Here is a 21,964-nt window from a genome sequence, read left to right as displayed (position 1 = left end):
TCTGGATGTGACCTCGGAACGCGTGCTCGGCCTCGGCGGCACCGTCGACTACGAGATCGCGTGGGATTCCGCCGTGCTCGAGGCGCTGGCCCTCGAGCACGGCATCCGTTCCCGCGATCTCGACGCGTCCATCCTCGTCGACGACGAACGCAGCCTCGTGATCACGACGCTCGCGCTGCTGCGCGACGGCCGGGGCGGCGAGCGGTTCGTGTCGTCGGTCGACGTGCTCGAACGGTTCGCCGCGCGGTTCCGGTACGAGACGACTCTCGGGGGCACGTGCGTGCGCGCCGCGCTCGCGATGGCGCGCGTCGGCGTCGACAGCACCGTGCACCTGGTGAGCATCGACGACACCGTCCGCGCACTGCTGCCGCCCGAGGTCTCGTGGGTCTCGAGCGCGGAACGCGACTCGACCGAGCCCCACGTGATCGTGCAGTACCCGGCGGGCACGGTCGTGCGGCTGGTCGATGCGGAGTTGGTGGCGCCACATCCGAACCGGCTCATCTACGTCAACGACCGTCCCAACCGCGAGCTGGTCATCGCGCCCGAGCTGCCCGGCCTCGTCGCCGGCGCCCGCGTGTTCCTCGCCTCGGGCTTCAACACGATTCAGGATGCCGCGGTCCTGGAAGACCGGCTCGCCACAGTCGTACAGGCGATCGCAGGGCGGCCCACCGGCGCGATCGCGATCTTCGAGGACGCCGGCTCGCACGACCCCGCTCACGGCTTGCGCGTGCGCGATGCGATGGCTCCGGCGGTCGACGTCTACGGGCTCAACGAAGACGAGCTGTTCGGCTACCTCGGCGGCGCGTTCGACCTGCTCGACGCGGATGCGGCTGAGCGGGGCCTGCGCCGCGCGACCGAGCTGATCCCGGCGCGCACTCTGGTCGTGCACACGAAGCACTGGGCCGTCGCGGTGGCGTCCGGCACGCCGCGGTGGCGCGACGCCCTCGAGGGCGGCGTGACGATGGCAGGCACGCGGTTCCGCGTCGGCGACGCGCTCGACGCCGCCGAGTACGCGGCGACGCAGCGGCTGCCCCGGCAGGTCGAGGCAGTGTCGTTCGCGGTCGAACTCGAGCGGCGGTTCGCCGGGCGCGCCGCGTGCGTGCCGGCGTACGACCTCGACGTCGCGTCCCCCACGACGATCGGACTGGGCGACACGTTCGTGGGCGGCTTCATCGCCGCGCTCGCGCCGCGCGAGGAGCGCCTGACGGTCCCCATGCCCCCTCCAGGCGCCGCTGGCGCGTCACCCGGAGCCTCCGGGCGCGTGGACCCAGCCGCGGCCTCCGTCACGGCGAACGGGAACCCGACATGACGATCGTCGTGCTGCCGTCCAACCGGCCTGCAGCGCGGTTCTACCGCGGCGGCCGCCGCATCACCGATCTTCGCGGCGAGACTCCGGCAGGCGAGTACGAGCCCGAGGACTGGGTCGGCTCGGTCACCCCCGTCAACGGGGAGGCGCCTGCGGGCCAGACCGTCCTGGCAGACGGCAGCCTTCTCGCCGACGCGATCGCAGCCGATCCGCAGTGGTGGCTCGGCGCCGAGCACACCGCCGCGTTCGGCGCGGATCCGATGCTGCTCGTCAAGCTGCTGGATGCGGGGCAGCGGCTCCCGGTGCATGCGCATCCCGACGGCGCGTGGGCGGCTGCGCACCTGGGCGCTGCGCACGGCAAGACCGAGGCGTGGTACATCCTCGCTCCTGGTGAGGTGCACCTCGCGCTCGCGCGGGACCTCGCCCGCGCCGAGCTCGACGGCATCGTCGAGCGACAGGACACCGCCGCGATGCTCCGGGCGATGCATCGCCTCGAAGTCGCACCGGGCGACGTCGTTCACGTGCCCGCCGGAGTGCTGCACGCGATCGGCGAGGGCATCCTCCTCGTCGAGCTGCAGGAGCCCGAGGATCTCTCGATCCTCGTCGAGTGGGACGGCTTCGCGATCGACGGGCCCGCGAAGGGGCACCTCGGTGTCGGCTTCGAGACGGCGCTCGGCGCGGTCGAGCGCACCGCCCGTTCGCGGCACGACGTCGCCGCGCTGGTGCACCGGGCAGGTGGCGGAGGGTCGCTCCTGCCCGCCGACGCCGATCGCTTCTTCCGGCTCGAGCACGTGCGCGTCGACGGTACGGCGGCGCTGGATCCCGGGTTCGCGATCGCGGTGGTGATCGACGGAGAGCTCGAGGCCGCGGGGAAGCAGGGCGGCGCATCGACGCGGCTGGTCCGCGGCTCGACCGCCGTGCTCCCGCACGCCGCGGGGTCGGTACGGGCGCGCGGCCTGGCCGACGTGCTCGTGTGCCGCCCGCCTCTTCCGCGGTGACGTCGGCTCCTCCCCAGGGTCGGTCGCCGCGGCCCTCTGCACGGATCCGGAGGCGGCGGAGTCCGCGTCGGATGCCGCGGCTACCCTGGGACGGGTGACCGATCCGCAGGGCGACCCGTACGCCGACCTCATGTGGGCCGACGCGGACGCCCCGCCGCCCGACGACGATCCGCCGATCCCGGACTTCGTCGGCGGGCCCGACGACGGCTGGCTTCCGCCGCCAGACCCCGGAGCCGCAGGCGGCGGGGCGTACGACCCGTTCGAGGGCGCCGGTCCGCGGCGTGACTTCACCGGGTTCGATCCCCGTGTCGTGCTGCACGAGGTCTTCGGATACGACACCTTCCGCGGTGAGCAGGGCGCGATCGTCGAGCACGTCATCGGCGGCGGCGACGCGGTCGTGCTCATGCCGACCGGCGGCGGCAAGAGCGTCTGCTACCAGGTGCCGGCGCTCGTGCGGCCGGGAACCGGGCTCGTCGTCAGCCCGCTCATCGCGCTCATGCACGACCAGGTCGACGCGCTGGTGGCCAACGGCGTGCGCGCCGCGTACCTCAACTCGACGCAGGCGCCACCCGAGCGCGCCGCCGTCGAGCGCGCGTACCTCGCCGGCGAGCTCGACCTGCTGTACGTCGCACCCGAGCGGCTCAACACCGAGTCCACGCTGCGGTTCCTCGCGCGGGGCCGGCTGAGCGTCATCGCGATCGACGAGGCGCACTGCGTGTCGCAGTGGGGCCACGACTTCCGCCCCGACTATCTCGCGCTGGGCGGGCTCGCCGAGCGGTTCCCTGGTGTCCCGCGGCTCGCGCTCACCGCCACGGCGACGCGCGCGACGCACCGTGAGATGACCGAGCGGCTCGTGCTGCCCAAGGCCCGCCACTTCGTCTCGAGCTTCGACCGGCCCAACATCCAGTACCGCATCGAGACCAAGACCGATCCGCGCCGCCAGCTGGTGTCCTTCATCCGCTCCCAGGGCGCCGGAGCCGCGGGCATCGTCTACGCGCTCAGCCGCAAGTCGGTCGAGCAGACGGCCGAGTATCTCTCGGGTCAGGGCATCGACGCGCTGCCGTATCACGCGGGCCTTCCCGCCGAGACGCGGGCCGCGAACCAGTCCCGGTTCCTGCGCGAGGACGGTGTCGTGATGGTCGCGACGATCGCCTTCGGCATGGGCATCGACAAGCCGGACGTCCGGTTCGTCGCGCACATCGACCTGCCGAAGTCGGTCGAGGGGTACTACCAGGAGACCGGCCGCGCCGGCCGCGACGGCGAGGCATCCGTCGCCTGGATGGCCTACGGACTCGGCGACGTGGTGCAGCAGCGCCGCATGATCGATCAGTCGCCCGGCGACCGCGCGTTCAAGATGCGCCTGGGGCAGCACCTCGACGCGATGCTGGCCCTGTGCGAGACCGTCGGATGCCGTCGCCAGAACCTGCTCGCCTACTTCGGCGAGGACTCCGCTCCGTGCGGCAACTGCGACACGTGCCTCGAGTCGCCCGACACGTGGGACGGCCTGGTCCCCGCGCAGAAGCTGCTGTCGACGATCGTCCGGCTGCAGCGCGAGCGCGGTCAGGCCTTCGGCGCCGGGCACCTCGTCGACATCCTGCGCGGCGCTTCGACCGACCGCATCCGCCAGCAGGGACACGACTCTCTATCGACGTACGGTCTCGGCGCCGACCTCAGCGATCAGGACTGGCGAAGCGTCATCCGGCAGCTGCTGGCCCGCGGCATCCTCGTCGCCCGCGGCGAGTACGGCACGCTCGCGCTCGGCGAGCCGGCCGCGGCCGTGCTGCGCGGCGAGACTCCAGTGCCGCTGCGCCGTGACGTGCTCGGGCGCTCCGGCGGCGCGGCGCGCGTGCGCAAGACCACGGCGCCCGACAACCTGGCCCCCGGCGACGTCGCGCTGTTCGAGGCGCTGCGGGCGTGGCGCGCCGCTGTCGCGAAGGAGCTCGGCGTGCCCGCCTACATCGTGTTCGGCGACGCGACGCTCCGCGCGCTGGCGCAGCGTCGCCCGTCGAGTCTCGCCGACTTGGACGGCGTCACCGGCATCGGCGCCAAGAAGCGCGAGGCCTACGGCGAGGCCGTGCTCGAGGTGGTCGCCGCCGCGGCCTGACCCGCCGCTCTCGTCCGGCTCGCGGCGGAAGCTAGGAGCCGAGCTCCATGGAGAGGTAGAACGCCCGTTCGCCGGTGCCGGGCTGCAGCAGGTGGAAGCCGTGCCTGTCGTAGAAGCGCAGGGCGTCGGCATCGCCTTCGTCCACATTGACCTCGATCGCCGAGACGCCGGCTGCGGCGCACTCCCCGACGAGCCGCTCGATGATGGCGCCGCCGATGCCGGAGCCGCGGTACGCCGGGGCGACATACAGCTCGTCGAGGAGTGCTACGGGCCCCGGATACCAGACGTTGAGGCGGAGCGTCACGAGCGCGAGCCCGACGGCGGGCTCCCCGCCGAGCAGCGCGAACGTCGATGGCCCCGCGAGCAGGTCGGTGAGCCGCTCCTGCAGGACCGCGGGTCCTGGGGTCTCGGTGTCGAACTCCGTGTTGAAGTCGTGGAGCAGCTGCGCCACGACGCCGGCGTCGTCCGCCGACGCCCGGCGAACGGGTGCGATGGCCATGCCTCCACGGTACGGCGACACGACGACGGGCGCACGCGCCGCGTGCATCGGCGAGCAAGACGACGGATGCTGCGCCGCAGACTTGCGGCGCAGCATCCGTTTGACTGAAACGAGGGTCAGCTGGTCGCGCCGGCCGTCGCCGCAGCGGCGGCCTTGGCGGCGTTCTTCGCCACCGTCTTCGAGCCGTCCACCGCCGCGACGGCGTCGGCGCCGGCGGTCTTGAGCGCGTACGCCTGCAGCAGCGTGCTGATGTCGAGCCCGGTGAGGCCCTTGACCACGTCGGTGCCCTCGCTGAGCACGCGGCCGACGGTCTTGGTCATCTCGGACGCGCCGTCGGTCGATACCACCGTGAGCTTGTCGATCGAGGCGATGGGCTCGGCGGCGGCCCGCACGATGTCGGGAAGGCGCGAGATGATCTCCTGCGCGAGGGCGGCCTCGCCGTACTTCTGGAGGGCGAGCGCCTTCGCGTCGGTCGACGCGGCCTCGGCGAGACCCTCGGCCTGGATCGCCGACGCACGCGCCTCGCCCTCGGCCTTGATGCCCGCTGCGAGGGCGACCTGCTTGTCACGCTCGGCCTCACCCGACACGCGCACGGCGGTCGCGGCGGCCTCGGCGTCCTGCACGGCGGCGACCTTGTTCGCCTCGGCGATCTTCGTGCGCTTGTAGGCGTCGGCCTCGGTCGCGGCGTTCGCGGCGTCGCGCTGCGCGTTCGCGCGCTGCACCTCGGCGTAGGCCTGCGCTTCGGCGGGCTTGCGGATCTCGATGTCGAGCCGCTCCTGCGTCACCAGCGCCTGCTCGGTGAGAGCCTCGCGCTCCTGCACGGCGACGAGCTTGTCCTGCTCCGCGGTGGCGAGCTGGCCCGCAGCCTCGGCCTCGGCGTTGGCACGGTCGGTCTCGGCCTTGATCGTCGCCTGCTTGAGGGCGAGCGCCTTCTGACGCTCGGCGATCTGCTCGGCCGCCTCGATGCGCGCGAACTCGCTGGCGCGCGACGCCTCGGCCTCGCTGATCTCGGCGACCTGGCGGGCACGCGCTGCCTCGGCGCGACCGAGGTTCGCGAGGTAGTCGCTGCCGGGCGTCGAGATGTCGCTGATGTTGAGGAGATCCACCTGGAGGCCCTGCTCGACGAGGTCGGCCTTGGTCTCCGCGACGACGCGGTCCGACAGGCTCTTGCGGTCGGAGATGATCTGCTCGATCGTCATGTCGCCGACGATGGACCGGAGCGAACCCTCGAGCGACTCCTTGATGATCTCGGTCAGCAGGTCCTGCTGCGAGAGGAACCGCTGGGCGGCCCTGCGGACGCCCTCCTCCGTGCCCGACACCTTGAAGTTGATCGACGCCTTGATCGCGATCTTGATGCGGTTCTTGTCGACGCCCTCGACGGTGATGCCGATCTGGCGCTGCTCGAGCGAGATCGAGAAGCCCTGCTGCAGGATCGGCCACACGAAGGTGCGCCCGCCGATCACGACGCGCTGACCGGTGCCGATCTCGCCTTCCGCGGGCCGGCCGGCGCCGCGGCCGACGATCACGAGCGCCTCGTTGGGCGGAACGCGCCGGATGCGTCGCGCGATGAAGGTGATGAGGCCGAGCACCGCGACGATGAGCGCGACGACAGCGAGGACCTGGATGAGTTCGTTCGTCATTGACGACCTTTCTTGACGGATGCCGCGCCCGGCGTCGCGCCCGGCGGCGAGTGGCTGCTACTCCGCGGCGACCTTGACGCGGGTGCCGGAATGCTCGATGACGCGGATGCGGACGCCCTCGGCGATGGTCTCGTCGCTGTACGCGAGCCGGCGCTCGACCTCGTGCGGACCGTCGAGGCTGACTTCGCCGCCGGCGGGCGAGACGGTCGAGCGAGTGACGCCCGAGAGCCCCACCGCCGACGCAGGCATGCCGTCCGAGCTCTTGGTGAGCCGTTTCACGAAGAGCACCGCGACGACGTAGGCCAGGATCGCGAGCACCGCCGCGAGCACGTACGCCCACACCGGGTCGAGGTTCGACGTGTAGGTGAGGGCGCCGGATGCCCCGAAGACGACGGCCGCGATGCCCAGCGCGGTTCCCGAGATCGCGCCGTCGCCGATCTCGAAGTGGTCGAAGATGTCACCGACGATGAGCGAGATGAGGAGTACGGCGAGGCCGACGCCTCCGACGATCAGGAACGGCAGCATGAGTTGTCTCCACGGCGAGGGGGTGGGGTTTCCTCACCCTATCGGCGGGCGGTCGTCGTGCGATGGAGTCTGTGGAATCACGCGGCGTGCGGCATCCGCGACTCGGCAGCCGATCGTCGCGGGTCAGCGAAGCTGTGTCAGGGTCCCGGGCGTGTACCGCACATCGGTGAACGTCGCCGTCGCGCCGTCCCCGAGCGGTGCCTGGGCGAGGAAGCCCGCGCGAACGGGCGCATCGGTCAGCAGGCGGAACAGCCGCACGAACCGCCACTGCCGACCGTCGGGCGAGCAGTGGAAGGCGAAGGCGGGTCCGATCTTCGAGACGCGCAGCCAGACCTCGTCCGTATCGACGTCGATGGCGTTCGCGTCGTCCGAGTAGTGGTTGGTGACGACGCTCACGACCATCGCCGCTCCGTCCGGCGACCATTCGAAGCACAGCTTCGCCCAGTGCTCCTCGTCCGCCCACACGGTGAGCGCGCCGGCGTCGAACGTGGTGCGCGGGTGGTCGACACGCACGCGCGCAGACAGCTGGAAGTCCCCGTCGACCGCGAAGGCGAGGCTCGTCGCCCCATGCTGGGGCTCAGCCTCCTGGCCGGACGCGTCGTTGGTCCAATCCACGCCGCCCGCAGCCTCGAGGAGTAGGGCGTCGTCGCCGAGCGATTCGAATCGGGTGGGTCCGTTCGTCCAATCGAGCGCGGGCACGCCGGAGACGTTCGTGATCAAGAGTCACTGCTTTCGTGTGTGCGCCGCGACGCAGGGGTGTGGGGGGGAGTCTTGCGCAGCGGTGGCCCGCCGTCAGTCCGTGACGGTGAAGGTCACGCCCTCGGTCTCGTCGGCGAGGACGCGCCGGTAGTCCTCCGCGATGATGGCGCGCAGCACGTCGGCGTCGACAGTCTCGAGGTCCTTGATGTAGAGGCAGCCGACGCCGGTGTCGTGGGGCCCGAGCTTCGCGAGCTGCTCGCTGTGCGCGTCGGTGTTGAGCAGGTACACCGTCGTCGCCTGCTTGCGCGGGGCGAACCCGGCGATCGGAGCATCGCCCTGCGTGCCGGTCGGGTACCGGTAGTGGCACGAGCCGAACCCGACGATCGTGCCCCACAGCTCGGGCTCGCGCCCGGTCACCTCCGACATCAGGGCGACCATGGTCTCGGCATCCCGTCGCCGCTTCTCCGGCGTCACACCCGCCACGAACGCGCCGACGCTGCCACCCGTCTTCTTCATGACGCCTCCACCTTCAGGGTCTCGATACGGCTCGTTCCTCGCCTACTCGACCTTGCCCCGGAGCGCATCAACGCTCCTTCGTCGCATTGCTCCGCCCCGCGGCAACCTTCATCGCGCGCTTGTGCTCGCGCACCTTCGTGAGCGACTCGGGCGACACGATGTCGGCGACGCTGCGGAACGACCCGTCCTCGCCGTAGGGAGCGGATGCCTCACGCCAGCCTTCTCCCGTGAAGCCGTACTGCTTGCCGAGGAGGGCCAGGAAGATCTTCGCCTTCTGCTCGCCGAAGCCCGGCAGAGTCTTGAGTCGCTTCAGCACCGTGGCGCCGTCGGGGTCGCCGTCTCGCCAGATCGCGGCCGCATCGCCGCTCCACTCCTGCTCGACGGCAGCGCACAGGGCCTGCACGCGGGCCGCCATCGATCCGGGGAACCGGTGCACCGCGGGCGTCGCCTTGAACAGCTCGACGAACGCGTCGGGGTCGAAGGTCGCGATGGCCGCGGCATCCAGCGTGCCGGCGCGCTCCGAGATCTTCAGCGGTCCCGCGAACGCCGTCTCCATCGCCACCTGCTGGTCCAGCAGCATCCCGATGAGCAGCGCAAGGGGGTCGTCGGTGAGGAGGCGGTCGGCGGCGTCGTCGCCCGTGATGTGGAGCGTCATGGCTCCAGTCTCGCACCCGGCATCCGCTCTGTGGGAGCCGGTTCGGCTAGGTTTGCAGGACCTACGTCAACGCCCGACGAACCGCGGAGGACCGAGCCCATGCCCGATCGCCGCGCGCTCTCGCCGGCGCGACTGCTCGCACTGCGGGCGCGGGCTCGTGCGGGACTGCTCGCGAGCGCCGCGGCCACCGTCGCGGTCGCGGTCGCCACGGTGTGTGTCGTGCTCGCGTGGCTCCAGAGCGCCGTCGCCGCCGCAGGCGACCCGCCGCCTCCCGGGGTTCCGGCGGACGACGTCGCCGATCAGGTCGAGGCGGGTGCCGCGGCGCTCGCCGCGGCCGCTCCCGCGCTCGTCCTCATGGTCGCGCTCCTCGCCGGCACCGCGGTCGCCCAGCTCGCCCGGCTCGTCGCCGCGGCGCGCGAGCACGAGACCGCGACGATCCGCGCGCGCGGATCCTCTCGCGCGCAGGCGTGGACGACGGATGCCGCAGAAGCCGTCGTCGTCGCGCTCGCGGGCGCTGTGGTCGGTGTGGCGCTCGCCGCGGGCCTCGCGGCCGTCGTCGGCGCCGCCCCGGGTGACGCGCTCGCGGCGTGGCCCTGGGCGCTCGCGACCGCCGTCGTGCTGGCCGTCGTCTTCGCCGTCTCTCTCCGCCGCGGTGAGCGGACCCGCATGAGTGCGCGCGTCGGTCGTGCCACCACCACAGCGGCCGTCGTGGTCGTGCTGCTGGCTTCCGCGCTGGTCGTGTGGCAGCTGCCGCTCGCGCGTGGCGCGGGCTTCGACCCCATCGTCGCCATCGCGCCCGCCGTGGTCCTCATGGCCGGCTCGCTCGTGGCGCTCGCGGTGTTCGGCGCGGCCGCGGTGGCGTGGGCGCGGCCGGCCGCCGCATTCCCGTCGGCGCAGCCCGGATACCCCGCGCGGCAGGTTGCTCGCCGCATACCGATCTACGCCGTGGCCGTGCTCCTCGTCGCGCTCACGGTCGCTCAGGCCGTCTTCGCGTCGGCGTACGGCTCGACGTGGACCGCGATGGTCACCGACTCCGCCGCGGTGCGTGCCGGCGCCGACCTGCGCGTCGACATGTCGCCGCAGGACGCCGGACCCGACGATGTGGCAGCCGCCGCCGCTGTCGAGGGGGTGGATGCCGCGGCCCCCGCATTCGTCGAGATCATCGAGATCGGCGATGCCGATGCCCAGATCATCGCGGTGCCGGCATCCGAGATCGCCCCGGTCGTGAGCTCGGCGGGTGGTCTCGTCGACAAGGCCGCTCTCGAAGCGGCCTCCGACGTCGACGGGACCGTCGTCGCCGACCCGGTTCCGCTGGGTGACGCGGCGACAGGCCTGCGGATGACGACTCGGCTCGTGTTCGACACGGACCTGTCCCCGAGCATCGAGCTCGTCGCGGTGCTCCTCGATGCGACCGGTGCCCCCGCCTTCGTCGCCCTCGACGGCGAGACCATGCTGAGCCCGGACGGTTCTGCGACCGTGGTCGCAGAGGGGGCGCTGCCCGGCGGGGCTGCCCCGTGGCACGTGCTGGCGATCGGGGTGACCCGCGCCCGCGCCTCCTCGTTCGCGACGGTTCAGGTGACCCTGGAGTCTGTGCACGCCGTGGGCGGCGGACCGCTCGACATCCCGGAATCCACCGCAGAGTTCCACAGCGGCACGAACGACGCGACGCTGTGGCTCGCGGATGGCGGCGTGCTCGCCGGCACCGGGCCCGACACCGAGGCACCCCCCGTCGCCGCCGCGGTCACGAGCGGACTGGCCGCGCATCTCGGCATCGTCGAGGGCGACTCGTTCGAGTTCCGGTACGCCGGCACCGGCCGTCGCGGCGATGTCGTCGTCTCGTCGATCGTCGATGTCGTGCCCGGCGCGGTCTCGCCGTTGGCTCTGTTCGTCCCCATGGAGAACCTGCTGGTCTCGCAGCTGCAGCGCGGTGCGTCCTACGTCGCCCCGAACTCGGTCTGGGCGGCGGGCGATCCGGCGGCCGACGACACCGTGAGCGCAGCGCTGGGCGATCGCCCGGTCGCGACGGCGGCGCCGGGTGTGACCGCCGACGTCGTGGAGGCCCTCGTGCCGGGGTGGTGGATCGCGACGGCGGGCGCGATGGCGCTGTCGCTGGTCGCGGCGTTCGCGATCGTCCAGACGCTCGCGATAGCGCGCCGCCGCGAGCTCGGCGTGCTGCGGGCGCTCGGCATCGCGGCCGCGACCCAGGGGCGGATGCGCGCCGCCGAGCTCGGCGGCGTCTTCGGCGCCGCGCTCGTGCTGGGCGCCGTGGCCGGTGGGCTGGCCTCGGGGCTCATCGTGCCCGAGCTGGTGCGGGCGGTGACTCCCGGCATCCTTCCGCTCGCGGGCGGGATCTCGTTCTCGTGGGCGCCGCTCGGAATCGCCGCGGCCGCCCTCGCCGCGGGCCTCGCGGTCATCGTCGCTGCGGTCGCGGTGAGTGTCTCGCGTGCCTCCCGCACCGCGACGGTGGGGGAGGAATCCCGATGAGCCGTCGCGTCTCGACGCGCGCGCTCGTCGCGCACCACGTCCGATCGCACGCGGGTGGCGGCGCGATCGTGGCGCTGCTCGTGTTCGTGCTCGCGGTGCTCGCCGCCGCCGCGCCGGTGGCGCTGAGCGCTCTCGGCGACGCGACGCTGCGCGATCGGCTCGACGCGGTTCCGCCGACGGTGCGAGACGTCGTGTCCGAGAACGTCGGCGTGACCGCCTTTCCGCAGCTCGGCGAGGAGCGAGCCCCGGAGCCGGCGACGACGGAGGAGATCTGGGGAACTTTCAGCGCGTCGGTAGAAGACATCCGCGAGGGCGCGGACGCACCCCTCCCCGACGTGCTGGGGCCCGGCCGCATGATCACGCGCAGCCTCGACAACCAGATCCTCGAGGGCGACGGCACGCGTGCCGCGACGATCGCCTTCGACCCGGCATACGAGGACGAGATCCGCATCGTCGAGGGACGGATGCCGGAGCCCGCGGTCAGTCACCTTCCTGAGTCCCCGACCGGCATCGGCGGCTTCCTCATCGGCAACCGCATCGAGGTGATCCTTTCGCCGGAGTCGGCGGCCGAGCTGGAGTGGGACGTCGGCGAGGTCAGAACCGTCGGTGACACGCGGCGCTTCCTCATCGAGCTCGAGCTCGTCGGGATCTTCGACGCGATCGATCCGCAGTCCGGGTACTGGGACCATGTCACCTCCGTGCTCGAGCCGTTCGTCTTCGACGACGGCGACCAGCCGCGACGGGTCACCGCCACCGCGTATGCGCACCCGGCTTCGCTCGTCACCATCGGAACCCTCCGCGACGAGCGCTCGACGCTCGTCTGGTACCCCGTCGACACGGACCGCATCGACGGCGACAACGCCGAGTCGACGGTCGCGGCGCTCAACAAGCTGGCCGCCGTCTCACACACGATCGGCACGATGGCCGACGGTGCGGGTCTGCTCAGCCTCGGATTCGACGCCGACATCACCGCGACGATCGAGTCGGCGCTCGCGCAGCAGCGCTCCACGGCGGGAGTCATCGCGATGCTCGTCGCGGGTCCCGTGGGCGTGGCCGCCGCGGTGCTGCTGCTCGGCTGCCGGCTGATCCTCGAGGGCCGGCGGCCGAGCCTGCGGCTGCTGTCGGCGCGCGGTGCGTCGCTCGGCCAGCTGCGCGGTCTGCTCGCCACCGAGGGCGCGATCGTGGGCGTGATCCCCGCGCTCGTCGGAATCGCGGTCGCGACGGTCGTCGCGTCGATCGGGTTCGGCGCCGCACCGAACGCCGCGGGTGTGGCGACGGCCCTGCTGACGGGGCTCGCGCCCATCGCGATCCTGTTCGTGCTCGCCCCCTCGGTCGCCGAGCGGCAGTCCCGCACGGATCTCGGTCGTCGCGGGTCCCGCCTGCGGCTCATCACCGAGGGGGTCGTCGCGGGCCTCGCGGCGATCGCGTTAGCGCTGCTGTTCCTCCGCGGCTACAGCGGGGGCGTCGATCTGCTCCTCGCGGCGACCCCGCTGCTGCTGGCGCTCGTGGCCTGCCTCCTCACGATCCGCGTGTATCCGCTGCCGCTCGCCGCGGCGCACGCGCGGGCGAGCCGCGGGCCCGACCTCGACGCATTCGTCGGCTCTGCCCGTGCCCTGCGCGAACCGACGCTCGGGATCACCCCCGTGCTCGCGCTCGTCGTGGGCGTGTCGGTGGCGATGTCGTCGGGCGTGCTGCTGTCGACCCTGCAGACCGGTGTCACCGAGGCCTCGCGCGCGCAGGTCGGCGCCGACCTGCGCGTGGACGGCGGTCTGTTCACGCGCGAGCAGCTCGACCGCGTGAACGAGGTCGACGGCGTCGAGCTCGCGACGGGCATCTCGGGCGCCGAGCCCGCGACCCTCGACATCGGGGGCGTGCGAGAGGGCACCTCGGTGTTCCTGGTCGACGCCGCCGACCTGCGCGCCGCGCAGGGAGACGGACCGGGGATGCTGCCGTCCGGGGTCTCGCTCGAGCCGGTGGCCGACGGGCCGATGCCGCTGGTCGCATCGGGCGCCGCGGCGGACCTCATCGGCGACGGCGACGAGCTGCGCCTCGACGGCGTCGACGCGGAGCTGGTGGGCGTCACCCGCGGCCCGGTCCCCATCGGGGGTCGCGAGAACTGGGTGGCGGTCGACTCGTCCTACGCCGAAGCCGTGCTCGGCCGCGACCAGAGCGACCGCACGATCCTCGTGAGCGTGGACGACGAGACATCGACGGATGCCGTCGTGCAGGGTGTTCGCGAGGTGCTGGGCCCGACCGTGCGCATCGAGGACGCGGCGCAGGTGGCCGCCGACATCGAGTCCGGCCCCGCAGTGCAGGGAGTGCGCTGGGCGCTCCTGCTCGCCACCGGCGTGGCGGCGCTGCTGAGCGCACTCGCGATCGTCATGACGCTGACGCTGGCAGCCGGGCCGCGAGCCCGCGTGCTGGCCCTGCTGCGCACGCTCGGTGCGCCTCGCCGCTCGTCGTCGTCGCTCGCCCTGTGGGAGATCGGGCCGCCCGCGACCGCCGCCGTCATCGCCGGCACCGTGTTCGGCGCGGTGGTCCCGCTCGTCGTGATGGCCGCAGTCGACCTGCGACCCTTCACCGGGTCGTCGGTCGCGCCCGCGTACGTGATCGACCCCGCGATCCTCCTCCTCACCCTCGGAGGGTTCGTCGCGCTCGCCGTCATTCTCACCGTGATCGCCCTGCTCCTCTCGCGCCGTGTGCGCGCCGCGGGAGCCCTGCGCACGGTGGAGGAAGGATAGGACCATGGTTCGACAGGCTTACCGACCGGGGGTGGCCCACCAACCGGGGGCGGCTCACCGACCGGGGGCGACACCGCCTGATGCCGACATCCTCTGCACCGACCTGGTGCGCATCTTCAAGGTGCCGGCTGCGAACGGCGCCGGTGTCGAGGTGCAGGCACTGCAGGGACTGAACCTGCGCATCGATCGAGGCGAGCTCGTCGCCGTCGTCGGGGCATCGGGCTCGGGCAAGTCGACGCTGCTGTCGATCCTCTCGAGCCTCGACCAGCCGACCGCGGGCGTGGCGTGGGTCGCCGGCCACGACCTCTTGACGATGAAGGAGAAGGAGCGCGTTCAGTTCCGCCGTCGCAGCGTCGGCTTCGTCTGGCAGCAGACCTCGCGAAACCTCCTGCCGTACCTGTCGGCGAGCGAGAACGTCGCGGCCGCACTGGCGATCACGGGATCCGCTCGCGGCACGGCCGCGCGACGCGCGCGCGTCGCAGAGCTGCTCGACCTCCTCGAGGTCTCGCACTGCGCCGACCGCAAGCCTGCCGAGATGTCGGGCGGCGAGCAGCAGCGCGTCGCGATCGCCGTCGGCATCGCCAACAGCCCGCGTGTGCTGCTCGCCGACGAACCCACCGGAGAACTCGACGACCTCACCAGCGCCCACGTGCTCGAGGCGATGCGCTCGGTCAACCGCGAGCTCGGCGTGACGACGCTCATCGTGACCCACGACCCCGCCGTGTCGGAGCACGTCGCCCGCACCGTTCAGATCCGCGACGGCCGCACGTCCACCGAGGTGCTGCGATCGACGCGGGTCGACGAGCACGGCACCGAAGAGCATGTCGCCGAGGAGTACGCGGTGCTGGACCGCGTCGGCCGCCTGCAGCTGCCCGACGACTTCGTCACCGCGCTGGATCTGCGGGACCGTGTGCGTCTCGCCCTCGAAGCCGATCACGTCGGCGTGTGGCCCGGACAGGCGACGGATGCCCCGGCCGCCGAGCCGGTCGAGGCGCCCCGACCCCCGGCATCCGACACCCCCACGGAGGAGCCGTCATGACCAGCGCACTGCGCGGCGAGAAGCTGACTCGCACGTTCTCGTCCCCCGCCGGAGACGTCCACGCGTGCGTCGACATCGACATCGACGTCGCCGCGGGTGAACTCGTGGTGGTGCGCGGCGCGTCGGGAGCGGGCAAGACCACGCTGCTGAACCTCCTGGGCGGGCTGGACCGTCCGACCTCGGGCGAGGTGTGGCTCGGCGACGTCGAGGCGACGGCCCTCGACGAGGAGGACCTCGCGGCGCTCCGCCGCGAGCGGCTCGGGTTCGTGTTCCAGTCGTTCGGACTCATCCCGATCCTCTCGGCCGCCGAGAACGTCGAGCTTCCGCTGCGGATCGCGAAGACCCCGCCCGCTGAGCGCGACGCGCGCGTCGCCGAGGCGCTGCGCCTGGTCGGGCTCGCCGACCACGCCGCGCAGCGGCCCGGCGAGCTGTCGGGCGGGCAGCAGCAGCGCGTCGGGATCGCCCGCGCGATCGCGGCGCGTCCGCACGTGCTGATCGCAGACGAGCCCACCGGCCAGCTCGACTCCCGCACCGCGGCCACGGTGATGGACCTCATCGGAGACCTCGTCCACTCGCAGGGCCTCGCCGCGATCGTCTCGACGCACGATCCGCTCCTCGTGCAGCGCGCCGACCGTGTCATCGAGCTGCACGACGGGCGGGTGACGTCCGTCGACGGTCGGCCGGTCGCCGCGACAGGGAGGGAGGCCGCGGCCGAGGCCGGGCACACGCATTCTGAAGGGTCAGAGGCATCCGTCGCTCCCGCTGTTCCGCGCACGCGCGCCGAAGCGCGCGACCAGCTCCGCCACGCGGACGACTGACGGCGCGCCCCGGCTGCCCCCGAGGCGGGCACCGCGAAGAGCGGATGCGAGGATGGGTGCTGTGACCGACCCGGAACCGCTCGAAGGGCTCGTCTCGCACGCCCATGAGACGCGCGCGCTGGTGGTCGGCGGCGGGATCGCCGGCCTCGTGGCGGCGCTCGAGTGCGCCAAGGTCGGGATGCCGGTCACCGTCGTCGAGGCGTCATCGCGGCTCGGCGGCACGATCGCGAGCGCCGAGGTCGACGGGCTGTCGCTCGACCTCGGGGCGACGTGCTGGTCGACCAGCGGCGGAACCGTCCGTGCGCTCGTCGAGGAGCTCGGACTCGAGGACCGGGTCGTCGCTCCGCGCACCGACCGCACCTGGATCGCGGGCCTGCCGAAGGGCACGGCGGCACCGCTGCCCGACGAGAACGTGCTGGGGATCCCCGCGAACCCGTGGGACGAGGGCGTTCGGCGCATCATCGGCTGGCGCGGCGCGTGGCGCGCCTACGTCGACCGGCTCCGGCCGCCTCTCACCATCGGCACCGAGCGCAACCTCGGCAAGCTGGTCCGGTCGCGCATGGGGGCCGCCGTCCACGACCGCCTCGTCGCCCCGCTCACGGCGGGGCGGTTCGGCCTCGCGCCCGAAGACGTCGACGTCGTCGCGGCGGCGCCCGGCCTGACCTCCGCGCTCACGCGGACGGGATCCCTCGCCGGCGCCGCCGCGGACGTGCTGGTCGACCGGGAAGCCCAGGGCGCCGCGACGGTCGAGAGCCTCGACGGCGGGATGCCGCAGCTCGTGATCGCCCTCGAGGAGCGGCTCCGGCTGCTCGGCGCCGAGATCGTCCTCGACAGCCGCGCGACCGCGATGTCGCGGCTCGACGGCGGAGGGTGGCGGCTCGAGGTCGAGAGCACCGCGGGCGACGATGTCGGCTCCATAGAACGCGCCGACGCCGAGATCGTGATCGTGGCGACCGGGCGCGTCGATGCGCTGCGCCTCCTCGACGCCGTCGGCGTGGCACCGGCGGACGCGACGTCCGGACCCGAAGCGGTCGTGAGGGAGATCGTGACGCTCGTCGTCGACGAGCCCGCGCTCGACGAGGCGCCTCGCGGTGCGCAGGCCTACCCGGTCCCGGGCACCCGCCGCGCATCGGGCCTCGTGCACCAGACCGCGCGGTGGGACTGGCTCGCGCGGAAAGCCGGGCCAGGCCGGCACGTGCTGAGCGTCGCGTTCGACCGGCCCGCTGAGAGCCTCTGGCCCGGCGCGGCGCCCGGGGAGACCGGCGCTCCCGACGCTGCGACCGTGGAGCGCGCGCGGGAGGAGGCATCCGCCCTCCTCGGCGTCACGCTCGACGAGCGCGCCATCGTCGCGGCGCACACCGCGCGCTTCGAGCTCGCCGCGCCGGCGTCGGCTCTCGGGCACGAAACAGCCGCGACCGTCGTGCGCTCGCGCGTCGCCGCCCACCCCGGGCTCGCGGCGGTCGGCGCGTGGCTCTCGGGAAGCGGCCTGGCCCAGGTCGTCGCGGACGCCCGCGCCGAGGCGGATCGGGTGCGCACGGCCGCGCTCTTCGGCGGTTCGACGCCGGAGTGAGTGCGTTCGGGCACCCGCTGTCAAGGGTGGATGCCGGAATCGGAATACAGGGCTACCCTGGGAGGGTCGTCAGGTGCACACCGAGCGTGAGGAGACCCCATGAGGGGCAAAGCAGGACTCGTCGTCGGACTCGCCATCGGGTACGTGCTCGGCACGAGGGCGGGCCGCGAACGCTACGAGCAGATCAAGACGCAGTGGCTGAAGGTGTGGAACCTCGACCCCGTCCAGGAACAGGTGGGCAAGGTCAAGGACTTCGCGAAGTCGCAGGCGATGGCGCTGCCGTCGACGCTGTGGGACTCCGCGGTGAAGGTCGCTCAGGCGGCGGGGGCGAAGGGCACACCCGGTCAGAAGCTCGACGCGGCGCTCAAGGTCGGCAAGGACTCGACCGACGACGTCGAGGCTGCCGCCAAGACCTCGGCGAAGGCGGTCAAGGACGCCGTCGACGAGGCGGTCGATGACACCGCCGACGGCCGGGGCGGAGCGTGACGTGACGACGCCGCGTGGCTTCCGCGACCGCGCGGACGACAGCCTGCTGACGCTGCTCGGCGAGATCCCCGAGCTCGTCCGCAACCTGGTCATCGCCGAGATCGATGCGGCCAAGGCATGGCTCGCGCGCACGGCGAAGGACGGCGGGTGGGGAGCGCTGTGGGTGTTCGCCGCGCTGTTCGTGCTGTTCTGGTCGGTACCCGTGCTCGGCACCTTCGTGATCGCCGGGCTCTCGTCGTGGTGGCCGGTGTGGCTGTCGGCGCTCGTGGTGTTCTTCGCGATGCTCATCGTGACGGCCGTGCTGGCGCTGCTCGGCATCCTGCGCTTCAAGCGCATCGGTCAGCGCCAGAATCCCGTGCAGTCGATCGCCCAGGACGTGAAGGAGGTGCGCGATGAGCTCTGAGGCTCCCGTGCCGGTGCCCCGCACCGCCGTTCCGCTCGGGATCGACGATCCGGTCGAGCGGGCGAGGGCAGAGCTGAAGGCGGCGCTCGCCGCGATCGAAGAGAAGGCGAACGTGCCGCGACGCGTCGGCCGAGCGGTCGACGACGGCGTCGAGAAGGCGCGCGCCTTCCAGCGGCGCAATCCCGCCGCGGCCGCGGTCGCGGTCGTCGTGGGTGCGGCCGCGATCGGCGCCGCGGTGTGGGGGCTGGTGCGGCTCTACACGCGCTGAAGCACCGGGGAAGACCTTTCGGGAGGGAGGGGTATGCTCGGGAGTCAAGGCAGTGCAATGGTGCGTATGCTGCCGATCGCGCGAACCCGATTCGATCCGCGCATCGGCTGCTCGAACGTCCTGGGCGGCCGACTGAGCATCACGAGAGTCGACCCTTCATGAACACAGCCCCCCAGCACCAACCTGCCAAGCCGCTCGCCGGCTGGCGCGTTCTCGTGCCTCGCGGCGGGCCATGGGGTGACGGCGTCGCGGCGACGCTGCGGCGGCAGGGTGCGACGCCGGTGATCGCACCGCTCATCAACTTCGCGCCGACGAACGACCAGGCCGCGCTCGACGACGCGCTGGCCGATCTGGCGGCCGGCAGGTTCGACTGGCTCACCGTGACGAGCGCCACGACCGTCGATGTGCTCTACGCCTACCGGGCCTCGGTGCCGACGAGAACGAAGATCGCGGCCGTGGGCGAGACGACCGCCGCGGCTCTTCTCGCCGTCGGGTACCACGTCGATCTCGTCCCCGAGAAGGACAACTCCGCCGCCGGCATGGCCGAGCAGATGATCGCCCTCGAGCCCGAGCCGCGCGACATCCTCACGCTCCGCAGCGAGATCGCCAAACCCGTCCTGACTCGCATGCTGTCCGACGCCGGGCACCGCGTGCGCAGTGTCGTCGCCTACCGCACCGTCGGGGTGCCGGTGACGGACCGCATCGCGGAGGACGTGCGCTCCGGCCGCATCAACGCGATCCTCGTCACCAGCGGCTCGGTCGCCGAGCAGGTGCATCTGCAGTTCCCCGAGATCCCCGCGACGACACTCATCGCCGCGATCGGGCCGCGCACAGCGCGCGACGCGAAGCGCGCGGGACTCGACGTCGATGTCGTCGCCGAGGTGCAGACCGTGGACGCGCTGATCGACGCGGTGGGGAAGTTCTCGCTGCCGCACGCCGCCGACGAGTTCGCCCCCAGAACCGCCGCGCTCCGGCTGCCGGGCACCGAGCAGCGAGGCTGACGAGCGCATGAGCGGCTCGCCCCGCCTCGTCGTGCTCGCCGGCGGCGTCGGGGGCTCGCGGTTCGTCCTCGGCGTGCGCGACGCCCTCCGCGCCCGTGGCATATCAGACACCGCCTCGGCGCTCACCGTCGTCGTCAACACCGGCGACGACCTGTGGCTGTCGGGCGTGCGGCTCCAGCCCGACGTCGACTCGATCACCTACGCGCTCGCCGGGGTCAACGACACCGAGCGCGGTTGGGGTCGGCAGGGAGACACCGAGCGCGTGAACGAGGAGCTGCAGGCCTGGGGCGCCGGCTGGCCGTGGTTCACGCTCGGCGACCTCGATCTCGGCACGCACCTCGCCCGAACCGGCTGGCTGCGCGAGGGGCTCACCCCGACGCAGGTGATCGAGCGGATGTCGCACCGCTGGTCGCTCGGCGCGCACCTGCTGCCGATGACCGATGCCGAGGTCGACACCGTCGTCGTGCTCGGCGACGGCTCGCGCCTGCACTTCCAGGAGTGGTGGACGCGGCACCGCGCGACGCTGCCGCCGTCGCGGTTCGAGAACCCGGGGATCGCCGACGCGGCGCCCGCGCCCGGCGTCGTCGAGGCGATCGCGCGGGCCGATGCCGTGCTCTTCGCGCCCTCGAACCCGGTCGTGTCGATCGGCCCGATCCTGGCCGTCCCCGGGGTGCGCGAGGCGCTCCGCGAAACACCCGCACCGGTCGTCGGCGTCTCGCCGATCATCGGCGGACGCGTCGTGCGGGGCATGGCCGACGTCTGCCTCACGGCGATCGGGGTCGAGACGTCCGCGGCGGCGGTCGCCCGCCTGTACGGTCCGCGCTCGGACGGGGGCCTGATCGACGCCTGGCTGCTGGCCGAAGAGGACGAGGCTCTGGCGAGCGAGGTCGCCGGGTTCGGCATCCGTCCTATCGTGGCGCCGTTGTGGATGACGGATGCCGCGCGCTCGACCGCACTCGCCGAGGCGGCGTTCGTGACGGCCGGTCTCTGACGTGCCCGAGCTCGCGTGGTGGGCGTGGGCGCTCCTCGGAGTCGCCGCGGTCGTCGTCGGACTCTCGAAGACCGCCGTGCCCGGCGCAGGAACGATCGCGGTCGCGATCTTCGCGGCGGTGCTGCCGGCGAAGCAGTCGACCGGCGTGCTGCTGCTCCTGCTGATCGTCGCGGATCTGTTCGCCGTCGCGATGTACCGGCGTCACGCCGACTGGCGCACTCTCCTCCGCCTGGCGCCGGCCGTGGTCGTCGGAGTGCTGGTCGGGGTCGTGTTCCTCTGGCTCGCCGACGACGCGTGGGTCAAGCGCACGATCGGGGTCATCCTGCTCGTCGTGATCGCGATCACGCTGCTGCGGCGCCGCTTCGCGTCGACCGTCGAAGCGGGCGGTTCGCATCGCGTCGCGCTCGCGACCTACGGCACTCTCGGCGGTTTCACGACGATGGTCGCGAACGCGGCGGGCCCGGTGATGTCGATGTACTTCCTCGCCGCGCGGTTCGAGGTGAAGGCATTCCTCGGCACGGCGGCGTGGTTCTTCGCGATCGTGAACCTCTTCAAGGTGCCGTTCTCGATCGGCATCGGCATCATCACCGTGCCGGGGCTCGTGATCGACCTCGTGCTCGTGCCGTTCGTCGTCGCGTCGGCGTTCCTCGGCCGATGGCTCGCGGCGCGCATGCCCCAGGCCCTCTTCGAGAAGCTCGTGATCGTGTTCACCGTGGTCGGCGCGGTGTACCTGCTGGTCGTGTGACCGGTCAGGACCAGGGCGAGGGACGGTCGTTGTCGCGCGTGCTGTCGTCGGGGAACTGCGGCAGCTCGTAGCCGCCGGCGCGGATGCACAGCCACCGTAGCTGATCGGGGCTGTCGGGCGTCGCACGCCACGTGCGCCACACGCCCTGCCCGACTCGGACCACGGTTCCCGGACCGACGTCGACGATGTCGTCGTCGAGGCCCATCTGCCCGCGACCCGCGAGGAACACGTACAGCTCCTCGATACGCGCGTGCTGGTGCCAGTATCCGGCTTCTTCCCCGGGCTCGAGGGCGTTCGCAGTCATGCCGATGTACTGCATCGTCATGTCGTGATCGACGACCCGGCGCCCGTCGCGCGAGCTCTCGGGCCGGAAGCCGCCGTAGTGCTCGCGCCACTCGTCGAGTCCGCCCATCTCCAGCACCTGATAGTCGCTCATCCCGCCAGGCTAGCGGCCTCTCCGGCGGCGGCTGCCGGGT

The 21,964-nt window shown here is 72.5% G+C and carries 21 protein-coding genes; 14 read left to right on the top strand and 7 right to left on the bottom strand.

Features of this window, described 5'->3' with window-relative positions; translation table 11 throughout:
• Positions 1 to 7 precede the first annotated feature (7 nt).
• From AC3ANN_RS17240 to recQ, 3 genes are all read left to right on the top strand, one after another.
• On the top strand, positions 8 to 1,309 hold the full coding sequence (locus AC3ANN_RS17240) for an ADP-dependent glucokinase/phosphofructokinase (protein ID WP_488338606.1): 1,302 nt from the start codon (positions 8 to 10) through the stop codon (positions 1,307 to 1,309).
• The gene (locus tag AC3ANN_RS17235) at positions 1,306 to 2,304 is read left to right on the top strand and encodes a class I mannose-6-phosphate isomerase (RefSeq protein ID WP_488338605.1); all 999 of its coding nucleotides are present in this window, start codon (positions 1,306 to 1,308) and stop codon (positions 2,302 to 2,304) included. Before AC3ANN_RS17240 ends, AC3ANN_RS17235 begins: the two co-directional genes overlap by 4 nt.
• Positions 2,305 to 2,434: 130 nt before the next feature.
• On the top strand, positions 2,435 to 4,408 hold the full coding sequence (recQ, locus tag AC3ANN_RS17230; protein ID WP_488340865.1) for a DNA helicase RecQ: 1,974 nt from the start codon (positions 2,435 to 2,437) through the stop codon (positions 4,406 to 4,408).
• A gap of 31 nt (positions 4,409 to 4,439) precedes the next feature.
• Here recQ and AC3ANN_RS17225 read toward each other — a convergent pair whose 3' ends face one another.
• The 6 genes from AC3ANN_RS17225 to AC3ANN_RS17200 form a co-directional block, all read right to left on the bottom strand.
• Positions 4,440 to 4,907, bottom strand: coding sequence for a GNAT family N-acetyltransferase (locus tag AC3ANN_RS17225; protein ID WP_488338604.1), 468 nt, complete (start codon positions 4,905 to 4,907; stop codon positions 4,440 to 4,442).
• Between the two features lie 116 nt (positions 4,908 to 5,023).
• Complete coding sequence (locus AC3ANN_RS17220; RefSeq protein ID WP_488338603.1) at positions 5,024 to 6,547, bottom strand: flotillin family protein; 1,524 nt, start codon at positions 6,545 to 6,547, stop codon at positions 5,024 to 5,026.
• A gap of 57 nt (positions 6,548 to 6,604) precedes the next feature.
• Complete coding sequence (locus AC3ANN_RS17215; protein ID WP_488338602.1) at positions 6,605 to 7,072, bottom strand: NfeD family protein; 468 nt, start codon at positions 7,070 to 7,072, stop codon at positions 6,605 to 6,607.
• 123 nt (positions 7,073 to 7,195) lie between these two features.
• The gene (locus AC3ANN_RS17210) at positions 7,196 to 7,792 is read right to left on the bottom strand and encodes a DUF1349 domain-containing protein (RefSeq protein WP_488338601.1); all 597 of its coding nucleotides are present in this window, start codon (positions 7,790 to 7,792) and stop codon (positions 7,196 to 7,198) included.
• Between the two features lie 72 nt (positions 7,793 to 7,864).
• Positions 7,865 to 8,287 (bottom strand): DUF1801 domain-containing protein, encoded by a 423-nt coding sequence (locus AC3ANN_RS17205; protein ID WP_488338600.1) that lies wholly within the window; start codon positions 8,285 to 8,287, stop codon positions 7,865 to 7,867.
• A gap of 67 nt (positions 8,288 to 8,354) precedes the next feature.
• Positions 8,355 to 8,942, bottom strand: a complete 588-nt coding sequence (locus AC3ANN_RS17200) for an HhH-GPD-type base excision DNA repair protein (RefSeq protein WP_488338599.1) — start codon at positions 8,940 to 8,942, stop codon at positions 8,355 to 8,357.
• A 99-nt stretch (positions 8,943 to 9,041) separates the two neighbouring features.
• On the opposite strand from AC3ANN_RS17200, the gene AC3ANN_RS17195 reads away from it, so the two are divergent.
• From AC3ANN_RS17195 to AC3ANN_RS17145, 11 genes are all read left to right on the top strand, one after another.
• Positions 9,042 to 11,426 (top strand): FtsX-like permease family protein, encoded by a 2,385-nt coding sequence (locus AC3ANN_RS17195; RefSeq protein ID WP_488338598.1) that lies wholly within the window; start codon positions 9,042 to 9,044, stop codon positions 11,424 to 11,426.
• Positions 11,423 to 14,167, top strand: a complete 2,745-nt coding sequence (locus AC3ANN_RS17190; protein ID WP_488338597.1) for an FtsX-like permease family protein — start codon at positions 11,423 to 11,425, stop codon at positions 14,165 to 14,167. Before AC3ANN_RS17195 ends, AC3ANN_RS17190 begins: the two co-directional genes overlap by 4 nt.
• A 4-nt stretch (positions 14,168 to 14,171) precedes the next feature.
• Positions 14,172 to 15,206 carry an ABC transporter ATP-binding protein gene (locus tag AC3ANN_RS17185; protein ID WP_488338596.1) on the top strand — a complete coding sequence of 345 codons (1,035 nt, stop codon included), beginning with the start codon at positions 14,172 to 14,174 and terminating at the stop codon, positions 15,204 to 15,206.
• Complete coding sequence (locus AC3ANN_RS17180; RefSeq protein ID WP_488338595.1) at positions 15,203 to 16,024, top strand: ABC transporter ATP-binding protein; 822 nt, start codon at positions 15,203 to 15,205, stop codon at positions 16,022 to 16,024. The genes AC3ANN_RS17185 and AC3ANN_RS17180 overlap by 4 nt, the downstream gene beginning before the upstream one ends.
• 52 nt (positions 16,025 to 16,076) lie before the next feature.
• Positions 16,077 to 17,594 carry a protoporphyrinogen/coproporphyrinogen oxidase gene (locus AC3ANN_RS17175; RefSeq protein ID WP_488338594.1) on the top strand — a complete coding sequence of 506 codons (1,518 nt, stop codon included), beginning with the start codon at positions 16,077 to 16,079 and terminating at the stop codon, positions 17,592 to 17,594.
• 99 nt (positions 17,595 to 17,693) lie between these two features.
• Entirely contained in the window at positions 17,694 to 18,080 is a 387-nt protein-coding gene (locus AC3ANN_RS17170) for a hypothetical protein (protein WP_488338593.1), read from the top strand.
• Between the two features lies 1 nt (position 18,081).
• The gene (locus tag AC3ANN_RS17165) at positions 18,082 to 18,483 is read left to right on the top strand and encodes a phage holin family protein (protein WP_488338592.1); all 402 of its coding nucleotides are present in this window, start codon (positions 18,082 to 18,084) and stop codon (positions 18,481 to 18,483) included.
• Positions 18,473 to 18,751 carry a DUF3618 domain-containing protein gene (locus tag AC3ANN_RS17160; protein ID WP_488338591.1) on the top strand — a complete coding sequence of 93 codons (279 nt, stop codon included), beginning with the start codon at positions 18,473 to 18,475 and terminating at the stop codon, positions 18,749 to 18,751. The genes AC3ANN_RS17165 and AC3ANN_RS17160 overlap by 11 nt, the downstream gene beginning before the upstream one ends.
• 158 nt (positions 18,752 to 18,909) lie before the next feature.
• Positions 18,910 to 19,752, top strand: coding sequence for a uroporphyrinogen-III synthase (locus AC3ANN_RS17155; protein ID WP_488338590.1), 843 nt, complete (start codon positions 18,910 to 18,912; stop codon positions 19,750 to 19,752).
• Positions 19,753 to 19,759: 7 nt separating this feature from the next.
• Entirely contained in the window at positions 19,760 to 20,743 is a 984-nt protein-coding gene (cofD, locus tag AC3ANN_RS17150; RefSeq protein ID WP_488338589.1) for a 2-phospho-L-lactate transferase, read from the top strand.
• Position 20,744: 1 nt separating this feature from the next.
• Complete coding sequence (locus AC3ANN_RS17145; RefSeq protein ID WP_488338588.1) at positions 20,745 to 21,488, top strand: sulfite exporter TauE/SafE family protein; 744 nt, start codon at positions 20,745 to 20,747, stop codon at positions 21,486 to 21,488.
• 4 nt (positions 21,489 to 21,492) lie between these two features.
• On the opposite strand, the gene AC3ANN_RS17140 is transcribed toward AC3ANN_RS17145, so the two are convergent.
• Positions 21,493 to 21,924 carry a cupin domain-containing protein gene (locus AC3ANN_RS17140; protein ID WP_488338587.1) on the bottom strand — a complete coding sequence of 144 codons (432 nt, stop codon included), beginning with the start codon at positions 21,922 to 21,924 and terminating at the stop codon, positions 21,493 to 21,495.
• Positions 21,925 to 21,964: the final 40 nt, after the last annotated feature.

The sequence above is a fragment of the Microbacterium sp. STRO-2N genome (genome assembly GCF_057747775.1).
Note: the sequence above shows the minus strand (reverse complement) of the source record. Positions and strands in the feature narration are given on the sequence as shown.